Annotated in this window: 18 protein-coding genes; 11 read left to right on the forward strand and 7 right to left on the reverse strand. The window is 66.6% G+C overall.

All coding sequences use genetic code 11. The features are described from left to right. Positions 1-197: 197 nt before the first annotated feature. Both ACFQ9R_RS08730 and ACFQ9R_RS08735 read left to right on the forward strand, forming a co-directional pair. Positions 198-1304, forward strand: a complete 1107-nt coding sequence (locus ACFQ9R_RS08730) for an alpha/beta fold hydrolase (RefSeq protein WP_378989746.1) — start codon at positions 198-200, stop codon at positions 1302-1304. A 642-nt stretch (positions 1305-1946) separates the two neighbouring features. Further along, complete coding sequence (locus tag ACFQ9R_RS08735) at positions 1947-2486, forward strand: DUF6328 family protein (protein ID WP_378989747.1); 540 nt, start codon at positions 1947-1949, stop codon at positions 2484-2486. 210 nt (positions 2487-2696) lie between these two features. Here the strand turns inward: ACFQ9R_RS08735 and ACFQ9R_RS08740 are convergent, their stop codons facing one another. Next, positions 2697-3263: a hemerythrin domain-containing protein gene (locus ACFQ9R_RS08740; protein WP_378989748.1), complete on the reverse strand. Its 567-nt coding sequence runs from the start codon at positions 3261-3263 to the stop codon at positions 2697-2699. A 94-nt stretch (positions 3264-3357) separates the two neighbouring features. Further along, the gene (locus ACFQ9R_RS08745; protein ID WP_378989749.1) at positions 3358-3777 is read right to left on the reverse strand and encodes a hypothetical protein; all 420 of its coding nucleotides are present in this window, start codon (positions 3775-3777) and stop codon (positions 3358-3360) included. A 299-nt stretch (positions 3778-4076) separates the two neighbouring features. Between ACFQ9R_RS08745 and ACFQ9R_RS08750 the strand changes: the two genes are divergently transcribed. From ACFQ9R_RS08750 to ACFQ9R_RS08760, 3 genes are all read left to right on the forward strand, one after another. After that, a complete protein-coding gene (locus ACFQ9R_RS08750; RefSeq protein ID WP_378989750.1) occupies positions 4077-4352 on the forward strand; it encodes a hypothetical protein in 276 nt (91 codons plus the stop codon). Further along, positions 4349-4732, forward strand: coding sequence for a DUF1304 domain-containing protein (locus tag ACFQ9R_RS08755; protein ID WP_378989751.1), 384 nt, complete (start codon positions 4349-4351; stop codon positions 4730-4732). Before ACFQ9R_RS08750 ends, ACFQ9R_RS08755 begins: the two co-directional genes overlap by 4 nt. 122 nt (positions 4733-4854) lie before the next feature. Next, on the forward strand, positions 4855-5055 hold the full coding sequence (locus ACFQ9R_RS08760) for a hypothetical protein (RefSeq protein WP_378989752.1): 201 nt from the start codon (positions 4855-4857) through the stop codon (positions 5053-5055). 37 nt (positions 5056-5092) lie between these two features. On the opposite strand, the gene ACFQ9R_RS08765 is transcribed toward ACFQ9R_RS08760, so the two are convergent. The 4 genes from ACFQ9R_RS08765 to ACFQ9R_RS08780 all read right to left on the reverse strand — a co-directional run bounded on the left by ACFQ9R_RS08765 (position 5093) and on the right by ACFQ9R_RS08780 (position 8330). Then, the gene (locus ACFQ9R_RS08765; RefSeq protein WP_378989753.1) at positions 5093-6571 is read right to left on the reverse strand and encodes an FAD-dependent oxidoreductase; all 1479 of its coding nucleotides are present in this window, start codon (positions 6569-6571) and stop codon (positions 5093-5095) included. 105 nt (positions 6572-6676) lie between these two features. After that, complete coding sequence (locus ACFQ9R_RS08770; protein ID WP_378989754.1) at positions 6677-7231, reverse strand: type 1 glutamine amidotransferase domain-containing protein; 555 nt, start codon at positions 7229-7231, stop codon at positions 6677-6679. A gap of 46 nt (positions 7232-7277) precedes the next feature. After that, positions 7278-7745, reverse strand: a complete 468-nt coding sequence (locus ACFQ9R_RS08775) for an SRPBCC family protein (protein WP_378989756.1) — start codon at positions 7743-7745, stop codon at positions 7278-7280. A 225-nt stretch (positions 7746-7970) separates the two neighbouring features. Further along, complete coding sequence (locus ACFQ9R_RS08780) at positions 7971-8330, reverse strand: Rv2640c family ArsR-like transcriptional regulator (protein WP_378989757.1); 360 nt, start codon at positions 8328-8330, stop codon at positions 7971-7973. Between the two features lie 99 nt (positions 8331-8429). Here ACFQ9R_RS08780 and ACFQ9R_RS08785 point away from each other — a divergent pair, with 99 nt between their 5' ends. From ACFQ9R_RS08785 to ACFQ9R_RS08805, 5 genes are all read left to right on the forward strand, one after another. After that, complete coding sequence (locus tag ACFQ9R_RS08785; protein WP_378989758.1) at positions 8430-8948, forward strand: ArsI/CadI family heavy metal resistance metalloenzyme; 519 nt, start codon at positions 8430-8432, stop codon at positions 8946-8948. A 73-nt stretch (positions 8949-9021) separates the two neighbouring features. Beyond that, positions 9022-9393 (forward strand): ArsR/SmtB family transcription factor, encoded by a 372-nt coding sequence (locus ACFQ9R_RS08790; protein ID WP_378989760.1) that lies wholly within the window; start codon positions 9022-9024, stop codon positions 9391-9393. Further along, positions 9390-10478, forward strand: a complete 1089-nt coding sequence (gene arsB / locus ACFQ9R_RS08795) for an ACR3 family arsenite efflux transporter (protein WP_378989761.1) — start codon at positions 9390-9392, stop codon at positions 10476-10478. The genes ACFQ9R_RS08790 and arsB overlap by 4 nt, the downstream gene beginning before the upstream one ends. A gap of 12 nt (positions 10479-10490) precedes the next feature. Then, a complete protein-coding gene (locus tag ACFQ9R_RS08800; protein ID WP_378989762.1) occupies positions 10491-10904 on the forward strand; it encodes an arsenate reductase ArsC in 414 nt (137 codons plus the stop codon). Between the two features lie 75 nt (positions 10905-10979). Continuing rightward, positions 10980-11597 (forward strand): hypothetical protein, encoded by a 618-nt coding sequence (locus ACFQ9R_RS08805; RefSeq protein ID WP_378989763.1) that lies wholly within the window; start codon positions 10980-10982, stop codon positions 11595-11597. 4 nt (positions 11598-11601) lie between these two features. Here the strand turns inward: ACFQ9R_RS08805 and ACFQ9R_RS08810 are convergent, their stop codons facing one another. Continuing rightward, positions 11602-11862, reverse strand: a complete 261-nt coding sequence (locus tag ACFQ9R_RS08810; protein WP_378989764.1) for a hypothetical protein — start codon at positions 11860-11862, stop codon at positions 11602-11604. Between the two features lie 258 nt (positions 11863-12120). Between ACFQ9R_RS08810 and ACFQ9R_RS08815 the strand changes: the two genes are divergently transcribed. Further along, entirely contained in the window at positions 12121-13203 is a 1083-nt protein-coding gene (locus ACFQ9R_RS08815; protein ID WP_378989765.1) for a fatty acid desaturase family protein, read from the forward strand. Positions 13204-13228 lie beyond the last annotated feature (25 nt).

Raw genomic sequence — 13228 nt, forward strand, 5'->3', positions numbered from 1 at the left:
GTGGTTGCTGGGTTGGTTTGTCGTTTTTGACACCTGGTTTGTGGTCGGGGGCCGTATATCGTTGGGCGGTTCCCCCTGTGTCTTTGTTTTAGCGAGCTACACCATCGACTCGGTCGAGGGAGAACGACCGCTGGCCGGATTGTCCGCGTCCGTGTTTGAATGCGGCGCAACCACATTCGTGGGTGGAGGAGGGCGCTATGGGTCAGGATGTCGACTTTCCGGGGCTGGCGGAGGGAGTGAGGTCTCGTTTCGTCGACGACGTCAACGGGTTGCGCGTGCACGTTCTCGAAGCCGGCCACAGCCGTTCCGGTCGTCCGCTGGTGGTGCTGCTGCACGGTTTTCCCGAACTGGCGTACTCGTGGCGCAAGGTCTTGGCGCCGCTGGCCGACGCCGGATTTCATGTGGTCGCCCCTGATCAACGCGGCTACGGCCGAACGACGGGCAGCGATGTCACCGACCTGGCGTCCTTCCGAACCGACAACCTGGCCCGCGACGCGCTGAGTCTGGTTCGCGCACTCGGCTATGACCGGGCGCATCTGGTCGGGCACGACTTCGGCTCTGTTGTCGCGGGATGGGCCACGCTCGGCGGCGAACACGTCATCAGCTCGTTGACGATGATGAGCGCGCCGTTCGCGGGTGCGGGAATCCCCAAGTCCTCGACCGAACTCGACGACGCCCTGCGCGCGCTGTCACCACCGCGCAGGCACTACCAGCATTATTTCGCGGGAACCTCGAGCGCCGCAGACATTTACCATGCCCCGCAAGGGATCGCCGACTTTCTGCGCGCGTATTTCCATATGAAGAGCGCTGACTGGCCGGGCAATGCGGACGCCGGAGAACTCCCGGGACCGACCGCGGCCGATTTGGCACTCCTGCCGCGGTACTACGTCATGGACGCGGGCGTCGGCATGCCGGAAACAGTAGCGCCGCACTTACCCTCACCGCAGGAGCGGGCCGGCTGTTCCTGGCTGACCGACGAAGAACTGAATTTCTACGCTCGAGAATTCGGTCGCACGGAATTCCAGGGCCCACTCAACTGGTACAGAGCTCTCACCCTGCCGCTCACAGCAACGCCGACCGTCCCACGTATCGAAGTGCCCACCCAATTCATTGCCGGCCGATGCGATTGGGGTATTTGGCAATCGCCCGGCGCGCTGCGCACCATGGCGGAAGACGTGTGCGCGCAGTTCACCGGTACCTATTCGGTACCCGATGCCGGGCACTGGGTCCAGCAGGAGCAGCCACTCGCCGTCATCGAACAGCTCTCGAGATTCCTCTACCACACCGGAACCGGACGGCGCTGACTCCCTCGTCGGTCTCGCATTGCCCGGTCTCGAGCACGTCGACCTCGACGTCGGTGTGCCTGGTCGGTGTCGATCTGGCTATCGGGGCCGGCACGATCACTGCATAGCTCTGTTCCTGATCCCGCCCATGATCTCGGTCCACCATGACTGCAACGGACTGGGTTCGGGCCAGTGGACGAATGGTGCTTCAGGTTCCGATTCGGGCACGGGATCAACGAAGTCGAGTGCGAGATGGTCGGAATAGCGCATGACAACTTCCTCGGTCTTTCTGGAACTGTGCTTTCGCCGACGCTGCGGGGACTGTGGCCGGTGATCCGGTAGGACTACTACACCCCGAGTGGGATTTCCTCGGCACCGGCAGGATTCGCGGTGTCCCGGTTGTTCCTGCGTTCTCACGAGCGGTTGGTAGTACCCATTTGAGCACGCGAGTATTCGTCTGTCAGGTGTTGTGACCGTCCTGTTGTAATAGCCCATGGGGTACGGATTCGACCGAGTATCCGACGTACTTTCTGTCGTGGAGGTGAATACTGGGGTGATCACTTCGGTGGAGGACGGCGGCGCGTTCTCGAGTCACCACCGCAAACTGGGTTCTCGGCTCGGCGATGGACCGTATTCGGAGCGCCGAGGCAGGAGGGTCTGGTGATGGATGACTCTTCCTGGAATCGGCGCGTTCGTGGCGAGACCGAGATCCAGCGGCTCGACCGGAACTGGGCAGCACTGCTGCAGGAATTGCGCGTGGTGCAGACCGGCGTTCAACTGCTCACCGGGTTTCTGATGGTGCTGCCGTTCCAGCCTCGATTCGAATCGTTGAGCACGTCGATGCGGGTGCTGTACCTGGTCGTTCTCACCGCCTCGATCTGCGCTACCGCGCTGCTGGTCGCCCCCGTGGCCGCGCATCGGCTGCTGTTTCGCCGGCATCAGCTCGCGTGGCTGGTCTCGGCGTCGAATCAACTCGCGCTCACCGGAGTGATACTGCTCGGCGTGGCACTTGTCGGAGTGGCGGTGCTGCTCTTCGATGTCGTGGCGGGCCCTGTCGCGGCGGCGGTAGCGGGGGTGGTGTTCGGTGCACTGTTCATCGGGACCTGGCTGGTTCGACCGTGGCTCGCACATCGCCGATCAGCGCAGGGCGCCTTCGACGACCAGCAGCTCGGTGTCGAACGGGCCGACCCACCCGAACACTGACTCCTCCGGCGCCGGAGTGGTTGGCGGTTGCCGGGGCCGTCGTGTGGGACAGCGCCCGAACGGGACGCGCTGACCCCGGCAACCGCCCGCCCGCCGGTCAGGAGGTCGGCCATCCTGTTCCCGGCGGCGGTCTGTGGTTCGATCTACAACCGCGCGATACCCGAGCGCATCAGGTCGAAACAGGGGCGCCGATTTCCCCGACGTCTCGAGTCAGTTCTGCTTCAGACTGCCCACGGCGAGCGATCCGTTCGCCAGGGGCTCCTGCTCCTCCACGGCGCGGACATAGCTGCCGGGATCCTTGTCGACCGGCCGGACACCGGCGTAGTGGCGCGCCTCGTAGGCGGCGAACGTGACAGCCAGCCGGTGGCGTTGCAATACCGGGGCCAACCGGCGGAATTCGGTGAGGCCTTCGCGTTCTTCCTCTGCCATGTGGTCGCTGTTGGCGAGGTTGGCCGCCGCGACGGCGGCATACCAGTCATCGGTGCCCACGTGGTGACGCGCGACGTCGGCCACCGCGTCTCTGATCTCGTTGTGATCGTGGATGGCATCGAGCGTCTCGTCCTCCACCGCGCTCGTGCGCCTGGCCGCGATCCCCGTCTCGAGCAGCGCGGGGTAGAAGATCTCCTCTTCGGCCTGCGCGTGTAGCTCGAGGAAAGCCGCGAGTCTGTCCCAGATCGATGACAGCGCACCGGTGTCGGTGCGATCGATCTGTTCCACGATCGCGAACAGCCGCCGCTGCTCGTGGTGGTCATCAAGGATCAGCTGGGTAACGTCCACGATTCCTCCCTGATTGTCAGGTCAGCATGGATGGTCGGGGCAGCTTGCTTCTTCGCCGGTAGCCGACGATAACGCACCGCCGCTGCCTTCCTGGTCAGCGTCGTTGTTGTCCCCGCGCGACGGTGCGCGGCGCGGGCCAGTCCAGCGGGATCCCCAGGATGGAGCCCACCCCGCGGACCGCCGAGATCACCGCGCGCACCTCGTCGATCCCCTGTCCGAACGCTTCGGTGCGATCGTCGATCCGGAAGGGGCAGAGAAACGTGTGCGGTCGATCGGGGTCTTGGCGGGGTCGTCCGAGCGTGATCACCACCGGACCCCCGGTGGTGTGCACGGCCTTGGCCGCCAGCGGCGGACCGAACTCGCGGGCCTTCGCGGCGGATGCCGAGGTGCCGACTACCGGCAGGGGAGGATGCACGGGTACTCGCGAGTGGTCCGAGTCGTCAGGGCGGCCCGACGAGCTGACGAGCGTCGCGGCGTGCGAAATGTCGATCAACGCGGCATAGATGGCAGCCAACCTGTCCGGTCCGCGAGCTTCGCGAACGGGACTGCCGACAACGCGGTACGTGCACCGCCATCCCTGTGTCGCATGGTCTTGGCGAGGATCGCCGACCTGTACACGCAGTGCACGGTGTCCGGCCTTCACGGTGCTCGCGATGGCTATCTCGTCGAGTTCAGTCTTCACAGATCCTCCAATGGTTGTGCGCAATCGCGACGGACTTCGCTGCGCGCAGACCCGCGGATGGGTGTTACCGCCTATAGGCTGGATCGGTTCATCTCCGACGTACCACTTCCACGACGAGAAGGGGATACACGTTGTCGACTCACAGAATCGCGTCCGCCCTGGCGATCGGCGTCACCATCGCTTTCGTGGCGGCCGGAACAGCGGCCGCTGCGCCCCGATCACTTCCCCCGACGCAACTGCACCACGATGAGAGCGCCCAGATCGGCAAACGCGCAGCCGAAGCCATCGGCGACAGTGACGAAGGCGGTAAGCCCGACAGCGACGCCGGCGGTAAAGGGAAGGGCAAGGGGAAAGGCAAGGGCCAGGGCAAAGGCAAAGCTGGAAGCCCGGGCGAGGCGGATCGATGACCGCGATCGGGTTGATCTTCACCGGAGTCGCTGTGCTGCTGCACGGCTACATCTTCGTGATGGAGTCACTGCAGTGGACGTCGGCGCGGACGCGAGCGACCTTCGGAATATCCGCCGCGGAGGCCGAGGCCACCAAGGAAATGGCCTTCAACCAGGGGTTCTACAACCTCTTCCTGGCCGTCGTGGCGGCGATCGGCATGGGGTTCACCGCGTTCGGGGACAAGGGAATCGGGCTCGCGCTCGTGCTGGCCGGGGCCGGTTCGATGGTGGCTGCCGGCGTGGTGCTGCTCGCATCCTCGCCGGACAAGACGCGTCCGGCCCTGATCCAGCTGGTACCACCACTGATCGGTTGTGCCGCCTTGGTGATCGCCCGGCTGTGAGCGCGTCATCCACGACCCGACATCGGCGTGCGGCTGTTTGGGACGCGGATTTCGAGGTAACACGACGATGCGGCCGTAGGCCGCGCGAGCAGGTCATCACATCGTCGGAGGAGGAGAAGTTCATGGATCCCCTGGACATCATCGCTCAGTGGCGTCGCGACATCGAGCTCGCCGATAGCGGTGGCGAGGAAGCCGCGATCCAGCGGTTGCGTGGCGAGTGGTCCGTGTCGGCAGGCCTCGACCCGCAGGACGCACTGACCCTGACTCCTGAGAGCGACGAGTTCGGTCGGCGTACCGGAACCACCGACGACGATCGGACCTGATCGGCTCGGCGTAGCCGGTCGGCAACGCGCTGGACAATCAGTGGGGAAGCGGTGCGGTCGCTGGGCCTTCCAGCACCGCGCCGTCCGGTGCGAAACGGGACCCGTGCAGCGGACAGTCCCAGGTCTTCTCCGCGTCGTTCCAGTTGAGGATGCCTCGCAGGTGTGTGCAGACCGCCGACACCGTGTGGGTTTCACCAGCGACGGTGCACAGCGCGGTCGGGTGCACGCCGCGACGCTCCACCCTGCCCTCTCCCTCGGGCGGCGTCGTTCCCGCGTCGGTGCCGAGCAGGTGCAGCCATCCGGTCGACAGGTGCCGTGCCACTGCGGTATTGGCCTGCACGCCCGCGACCAGGGACTTCACCGCACCGGAACGCCAGCCGTCGTAGGCTCGCGACCACGCGGGCTGCCGCTCGGTCAGCCTGCCGGCCAACACCAGTGCGGCGGCGACGCCGTTGGTCATGCCCCACTTGGCGAAACCGGTCGCGCACTGCACCTCGACGGCACCGAGCTGCACCGCGCCGACGTAGGGCAGTTCGGAGATCGGGTGGTAGTCCTGCGCGGACCAACGATCGAGGAGTCGCGCGCCGGGGAACCAGCGATTCGTCCAGTCCAGCAAGTCCCGGACATGATCGGCCTCGGAATCGACGCGGCCGACGTCGTGGCCGCTACCACCGACCAGCAGGACGTCGTCGGCCTCGGTGGGGCACCAGCGCAGCGAACGGATCGGCCGGCCTGCGCTGATGAACATCTCTTGCGGAATCGGTCCGGGAACCTGGAACGCGGCCAGGTAGGACCGCTGGGCCGTGAGTTGTGCCGCGAGGCCGAGCCGGTCGAACACCGGTGATCCGGTCGCCACGATCGCGTTCGCCGCCGAGACCTCGCCCTGGTCGGTGCCGATCACCACGCGACCTTCGCGTCGGCGAAGTCGCCGTGCGCGCGTCGATTCGAAGATCCAGCCGCCGCTCGCCTCGATCTCGGCCGCGAGCGCGGTGAGAACCGCGACCGGATCGACCTGCGCTTGCTCCCTGAGCCGGACACCGCCGTGCGTGGGGAAAGGGACGTCGAACTCGTCGATCAGCTGGGTGGGCAGTCCTACCGCTCGGGTGGCCTCGTACTCGGCGCGGACCGCCGCGAACTCGCCGGCATTCTGTGCGTAGGTGGCCGCGGGAACGCGCTGAGTCGCGATCTGGTGGTCGATACAGAAGTCGAGCAACCAGTCGAAGCCCGCCTGATTCGCGGCCAGATACGTCGACAGAGCGTCGGTGCCGTGCCGGCGGGCGATCGCCTGCGCGCGGGTTCCCTGCAGCAGGGAGATCTTCGCGGTGGACGCGCCGGTTGTCACGGCGCCGATCTGGCGTGCCTCGAGGACGGCGACCTGGCGGCCCTGCTCGGCCAGGAGCAAGGCGGTGGTCAGTCCGACGATCCCGGCACCGATCACCACGGTGTCGACCTCGATGTCACCGGCGAGCGGAAGCCGGGCCGGCGTCGGCGTACCTGCGAACCACCACGATGTCATGCGGGCCGCATACCCCGATACGCCGAACGAAACGACGCAATTCGACAGCGATACCAGCGCCAGGCGACCGCCGCGAAGCGGAAGTGCCGCTTACCCGGGCCGAGTTCAGTGTCTGCCCTCGGCGAATTCCTCGACGATCTTGGCGCAGAAGGCGGGCAGGTCGGCGGGATTTCGGCTCGACACCAAGCCGTTGTCGGTGACGACTTCCTGGTCGACCACGGTGCCGCCGGCGTTGCGGATGTCGGTGCGCACGCTGGGGTAGGAGGTGAGGGTACGGCCGCGGACGGCGTCGGCCTCGACGAGGATCCACGGTCCGTGGCAGATGACGCCGATCGGTTTGCCGGTGGCGGCGAACTCCTTGACGAAGGCGACCGCCGCGGGGTCCTGGCGGAGCTTGTCAGGGTTGGTGGTGCCCCCGGGGAGCAGGAGCGCGTCGAAGTCGTCGACGGCGGCTTCGGCGACGCGTCGGTCCACCGGGAAGGTGTCGCCTTTCTCGACGTCATGGTTCATGGCCTGGATGGCGCTGTTCGCCAAGGAGAGCAATGCGGTGGTGGCGCCCGCGTCCTCGACGGCGTCGCGTGGCTGGACGAGTTCGACCTGTTCGACTCCGTCGGTGGCCAGGATGGCGACGTGCTTTCCGGTCAGTGGTTGCTGAGGCACCGTGCACTCCTTCGGATCAATGGGGTTGCGTTCGTGGGCATGGCCGTCACCCGTCCCGGCCCTCGGCTCTCGCATCCGGGTACCCGCCCTCGGCAAGGTCGGCGAGCCGCGACAACGATTCGCGATTACGTGGCACGAGCGGCAGCGCCTGGACCGCGTGCGGCAACAACCGGCTCGGTCCGCGAACGGCGCGTTCGGTCATCACGGCCTCACACGACGTGGGATCGATGGCGCGTAGCTCCACCCGGACTACCGCGGCGCCGATCGGCCAGAGCCTGGCGTCGAGTTCGATGCTGTGCGGCGAATCGATGGCACGGACCGACGTCGTGTCCTGGACGGTGCACGGCCACGGTCCGACACTGTGATGAATGCGAGCTCCCACCTCCGGCCATGTGTCGTCCACGTCGCGGATGTGGGAGGCGCCGACGACCCAACTCGCATAGGACCATCCATCGGCGAGCACCGCGAACACCTCTTCCACCGGGGCATGGATCGTGCGCGTCACCTGGACCATGTCGTGGATCGCCTCCTCGGCCGCGTTGTTCTCGCTCGGTCACATCGACGCGTACCTGCTCTTGCCTGCACGCTCGAACGGAAAGCGTCAGCTCGTAGTCGGCGGAGGTGCGCGATACCGGGCTATACCCGGTTATCGGCCACCCACACCGGAGCTGATCCACCGGCCGTGGTGATCGTCAACCGTCCAGCCGGACGTGCCCGTGGCGGTGCGCTGCGCGGCGAACTAGGTGCAGCAGTTCGGATCCAGGACCGTGCACAGCGCGGACAGTGCGTCGCGGCGGGCACGGTGAATCGTGTTCATCCCGCGCCGCTCGGACTCCACCAGGCCGGCCTTGCGTAACTGGCCGAGATGATGCGAGACCGTGGACTCGCTCAGGCCGACCGCGGCGGCGAGATCGCCGCCGTTCTCCTCGCCGAGCGGGCTGGTCAGCAGCAGCGACAGCAATTTGACCCTGGCCGGGTCGGCGATCGCCTTGAGTCGCAACGCCACCTCCAGCGCGGCGGCGTCATCGACGGGCCCCGCCGCGACAGGGGCGCAGCAGACGGGGGTGGACATGTCGATCACGGGGAGTGCCTTGGGCATGAAACCGACCCTACCCGCGGTATTGACATATGTCGAAAAGGTGAGCAGACTCGGCACCACAAGTTCTTCGATATATGTCACACAAGTGGAGGTTCGATCATGTCTCGTATCCAGCTGGCCCTCAACGTCGACGACCTCGACACCGCCGTGCGGTTCTACTCGACCCTGTTCGGCACCGAACCTGCCAAGCGCAAGCCCGGCTACGCCAACTTCGCGATCGCCGAGCCCCCGCTCAAGCTCGTACTGATCGAGAACGCGGGTCAGGGCGGGTCCATCAACCACCTCGGCGTCGAGGTCGACACCTCCGAGCAGGTGCGCGGCGAGATCGCCCGGCTCTCCGCCGCGGGCCTGTTCACCGAGGAGCAGATCGCGACCACCTGTTGCTTCGCCACCCAGGACAAGGTGTGGGTGACCGGGCCGGGCGCTGAGCGGTGGGAGGTCTACACGGTGCTGGCCGACAGCGAAACCTTCGGCACCGCGCCCGAACTCGGCCTTACCGACGCCGAAGCAGTCGACGTCTGCTGTGGAACCGCCGCCGAAGCCGAAGCTGACGGTGCCTGCTGCGGAACCGAGGCCAAAACGAAGGCCGTGGCCTCCGGGGCGAGCTGCTGCGGCTGACCCGATCCGAGAGCGAGCGAGTTCACTCGACGTTCGCTTGCTTTCTTGATTCGATATCGATCAATATCGACATATGTCGAATCAAGACTTGCCGCTGAGTGTGGCCTCACCCTCGTGTGAGGCCACACCTCGCACCCGCCCACCGATGAGCGGCGAGACCGCCGCCGAACTGGCCGTGCTGTTCAAGGCGCTCGCCGACCCGGTCCGGCTGCGGCTGCTCTCGGCGATCGCGTCCCGAGCAGGCGGTGAGGCCTGTGTGTGCGACCTGTCGACCGGTATCGACGTCACCCAGCCGACCATCTCCCACCACCTGAAGGTGCTGCGCGAGGCCGGATTGCTCACCAGTGAACGCCGCGCGTCCTGGGTGTACTACCGGGTCGTCCCGCACGCGCTGGCGCGGCTGTCGGACGTGCTCGCGACCGAGGCCGGAGCGGTGACCGCGTGAGCACCACCACCGACCACCCGGCCGACGTGGGAAAACTCTCGACGCTGGACCGGTTCCTGCCGGTCTGGATCGGCGTCGCGATGGCTGCCGGACTGCTACTCGGACACATGATTCCCGGTCTGGGCGACACGCTGAGCGCCGTGGAGATCGACGGCATCTCGTTGCCGATCGCGATCGGGCTGTTGATCATGATGTATCCGGTGCTGGCGAAGGTCCGCTACGACCGCCTCGACGCCGTCACCGGCGACCGCAAACTCCTGATCAGCTCGCTGGTGCTGAACTGGATCCTGGGCCCAGCGCTGATGTTCGCCCTGGCCTGGCTGTTCCTGCCCGACCTGCCCGAATACCGCACCGGCTTGATCATCGTCGGCCTGGCCCGCTGCATCGCCATGGTCATCATCTGGAACGACCTCGCCTGCGGTGATCGCGAAGCCGCCGCCGTCCTCGTCGCGCTGAACTCGGTCTTCCAGGTCTTCATGTTCGCCGTGCTCGGCTGGTTCTACCTCGCGGTCCTACCCGGCTGGCTCGGCCTGGAACAAACCACCATCGACGTCTCCCCATGGCAGATCGCGAAATCGGTGCTGATCTTCCTGGGAATCCCGCTACTGGCCGGGTTCCTCACCCGCCGTCTCGGCGAACGAGCCAAGGGCCGCGACTGGTACGAGTCGACATTCCTGCCCAGGATCGGGCCCTGGGCGCTCTACGGGCTGCTGTTCACCATCGTGATCCTGTTCGCTCTGCAGGGCGACCAGATCACCTCCCATCCACTCGACGTCGTCCGCATCGCGATCCCCCTGCTGGCCTACTTCGCGATCATGTGGGGCGGCGGCTATGCCATGGGCGCGGCCCTCGGCCTCGGCTATGAACGCACCACCACCCTCGCCTTCACCGCCGCGGGCAACAACTTCGAACTGGCCATCGCCGTCGCGATCGCCACCTACGGCGTCACCTCCGGCCAGGCGCTCGCCGGGGTCGTCGGTCCGCTGATCGAGGTCCCTGTCCTGGTCGGCTTGGTCTATGTCTCCCTGGCCTTGCGCAAACGATTCGAGCCCACCACCCACACTTCGCCGGCCTCGGCCGGCTGAAAGGCACCACCCATGACTACCAAGCCCAGCGTGTTGTTCGTCTGCGTGCACAACGCGGGTCGCTCCCAGATGGCCGCCGGATTCCTCGCCCATCTCGCCGGTGACGCGATCGAGGTCCGGTCGGCGGGTAGCGCGCCCGCCGACACGATCAATCCGTCCGCGGTCGCCGCGATGGCCGAACTCGGCATCGATATCGCCGAGCAGACCCCGAAGATCCTGACCTCCGACGCGGTGGAAACCTCCGACGTCGTGATCACCATGGGCTGCGGCGACACCTGCCCTTGGTACCCCGGCGTGAGCTACCGGGATTGGGTCCTGGACGACCCCGCGGGCAAGGGCGTCGATGCGGTCCGCCCGATTCGCGACGAGATCAAGTCCCGCGTGCAAGCCCTGATCGGGGAGTTGTTGCCACAGACCATGCGGTGATTTCGGCGCCGGTGCGTATTCGGTCCCGGTCGGGGTAAGCGCTTCGTACTTCTGTTCTCGATGATCGGAGGCGTCATGGTGGATCACGACGAGAAAGTGTCGACCGGGACCGTCGGGCGATTGCGTATTCCGCGTAGCCGGGGCGCGCTGGGCGGGCTCGCGGTGCTGCTCCTCGGCATCTGGGGCGCACTCATCCCGTTCGTCGGGCCGTACTTCGATTTCGCGTACACCCCCGACGAGCCGTGGGTCTGGACCTCGGCCCGCGGCTGGCTGCAGGTTCTGCCGGGCGTTGTCGCGATCGTCGGTGGACTGCTCATGCTGATGAGCAGGAACCGGGTGGTCGCGAGTTTCGGTGGCTGGCTGTCGGTCGCGGCAGGCGCGTGGTTCGTGATCGGGCCGTTCCTGGCCGATCTGCTGCGTCTCGGGGACATCGGCGAACCGGTCGCCACCTCGGATCTGAAGCGCGCGCTGCTGCAGCTGACGTTCTTCTACGGACTCGGCGCGCTGATCCTGTTCTTCGCCGCGAGCTCGCTGGGCCGGCTATCGGTGCTCAGCACCAGAGACATCGCGTTCGCTGAACGCGCGCGCAGTGTCGAGCAGCGTCGTGTGATCGAGAAAGAGGGACCCGCCACCGGCGGTTACGCCGCGCCTCGACAGCCTTACCCCGCCGATGTGCGGCATCGGCCGGTCTGACGGGCTAGGCCGTTTTGACGGTGACCATCGTGTCGGCGCTCGGGAAGTCGAGCACGCGCAGGCGTCCGGTGACCAGGTCGACGGTGTCGGCGACCACCCGGCCCGCGCGGCGGGCGTCGTCGGCGAAGCTGGTGCTGACCACCCGGTAGCTGCGCTTGGCGGTGAGCACGATGTCGCCCGCCCGTAGCGACCCGGCCGCGGTCGGGGGCTCGGTCGGGACTGTCGCCTGTGCCGGTTTCCGTATGAGCTCGATCAATTTCAGCAAGCTGTTCTCCACCCTGTGAACGTCCGCCAGGACGCCCCGTTCGCCGGATTCGCGAACGGTGTCGAGCTTTCTTTACCCGCAAGCGTCACGGTTGAACCCTCGAATCCGCGCCGTCCGCTCGGGCGGCGCGGATGCGGCCGTGGGTCACCGTTCGGTCGCGTCGGCCCGTGGGCGCGTCCGGAATATCACCCCGCAGTCCGATTCGATGTCATACCAAGGGATTACGGCCGACGAGAATTCGCTCGATAGCTTCGGGAGATGACGACACCTGCTCTGGTTCCCGAGTCACCTCCACGGTCGCCGCGGCGCCGCGCCGACGGCGATTACGCCCGCCTGTTGCGCAGAATCTCCGACGCGGGGCTGCTGCGCCGCCGCCCTGTCTACTACGCGATGCGGCTGAGTCTCGTCGGGGCCGCGTTCGTGGGCGGCTGGGCGGCGTTCGTCCTCGTCGGCGACTCGTGGTGGACCCTGCTGGTCGCGGCGTTCATGGCCGTGACGTTCGCGCAGGTCGCGCTGGTGATGCACGATGTCGCCCACCGGCAAGTGTTCCGGCTGCGTCAGCCCACCGAGCTCGTGGGAAGGATCGCGGGCAACGCCGGCATCGGCCTCGGCTACGGCTGGTGGCAGGACAAGCACACCCGCCATCACGCCAATCCGAACCACGAGGAACTCGACCCCGATGTCGCACCCGACATCCTGGTCTGGTCACAACAGCAGGCACGTTCCAGCCGCGGTCTGCCGCGTCTCATCGGACGGGCGCAGGCGTTCCTGTTCTTCCCCCTGCTGTTGCTGGAGGGCCTCAACCTGCACCTGGCCGGTGTGCGGGCGCTAAAGAATCGTTCGGTCAAACATCGCGGCTGGGAGGGCGCGCTGCTGTTGGGTCACTTCGCCCTCTACCTGACCGCACTGTTCGCGGTCCTGCCCGCCGACAAAGCTCTCGTGTTCCTCGCCGTCCACCAGGGCCTGTTCGGCCTGTACATGGGCTGCATCTTCGCCCCCAACCACAAGGGCATGCCGACCTTGACCGGTGACGACCGCCCCGACTACCTCCGTCGACAGGTGCTGACCTCCCGCAATGTGCGCGGCGGTGTGGTGACCGACCTCGCCCTCGGCGGGCTCAACTATCAGATCGAACACCATCTGTTCCCGAGCATGCCGACGCCGAATCTGCGTCATGCCCAGGTGATCGTCCGCGACTACTGCGCCGAAATCGGCGTGCCGTACCACGAGACCGGCCTGATCGCCTCGTACCGCGAGGCGCTGACCCACCTGCACCACGTCGGCGCGCCCCTTCGTGCCGCCGAGCCCCCGGATGCCGACGTGCTCCGCCGCGATCGCTGAATCCGGCCCCGGTCACGCTGGTGAT

Source organism: Nocardia sp. NPDC056541, from assembly GCF_042794235.1.
Classification (GTDB): Bacteria; Actinomycetota; Actinomycetes; order Mycobacteriales; family Mycobacteriaceae; genus Nocardia.

Excerpts from the sequence above, each read along its gene's own strand:
- ACFQ9R_RS08730 (WP_378989746.1), top strand. The coding sequence starts at position 198 with ATGGGTCAGGATGTCGACTTTCCGGGGCTGGCGGAGGGAGTGAGGTCT.
- ACFQ9R_RS08805 (WP_378989763.1), top strand. The coding sequence starts at position 10,980 with ATGGTGGATCACGACGAGAAAGTGTCGACCGGGACCGTCGGGCGATTG.
- ACFQ9R_RS08755 (WP_378989751.1), top strand. The coding sequence starts at position 4,349 with ATGACCGCGATCGGGTTGATCTTCACCGGAGTCGCTGTGCTGCTGCAC.
- ACFQ9R_RS08735 (WP_378989747.1), top strand. The coding sequence starts at position 1,947 with ATGGATGACTCTTCCTGGAATCGGCGCGTTCGTGGCGAGACCGAGATC.
- ACFQ9R_RS08775 (WP_378989756.1), bottom strand. The coding sequence starts at position 7,745 with ATGGTCCAGGTGACGCGCACGATCCATGCCCCGGTGGAAGAGGTGTTC.
- ACFQ9R_RS08815 (WP_378989765.1), top strand. The coding sequence starts at position 12,121 with ATGACGACACCTGCTCTGGTTCCCGAGTCACCTCCACGGTCGCCGCGG.
- ACFQ9R_RS08780 (WP_378989757.1), bottom strand. The coding sequence starts at position 8,330 with ATGCCCAAGGCACTCCCCGTGATCGACATGTCCACCCCCGTCTGCTGC.
- ACFQ9R_RS08800 (WP_378989762.1), top strand. The coding sequence starts at position 10,491 with ATGACTACCAAGCCCAGCGTGTTGTTCGTCTGCGTGCACAACGCGGGT.
- ACFQ9R_RS08765 (WP_378989753.1), bottom strand. The coding sequence starts at position 6,571 with ATGACATCGTGGTGGTTCGCAGGTACGCCGACGCCGGCCCGGCTTCCG.
- ACFQ9R_RS08785 (WP_378989758.1), top strand. The coding sequence starts at position 8,430 with ATGTCTCGTATCCAGCTGGCCCTCAACGTCGACGACCTCGACACCGCC.
- ACFQ9R_RS08760 (WP_378989752.1), top strand. The coding sequence starts at position 4,855 with ATGGATCCCCTGGACATCATCGCTCAGTGGCGTCGCGACATCGAGCTC.
- ACFQ9R_RS08790 (WP_378989760.1), top strand. The coding sequence starts at position 9,022 with ATGTCGAATCAAGACTTGCCGCTGAGTGTGGCCTCACCCTCGTGTGAG.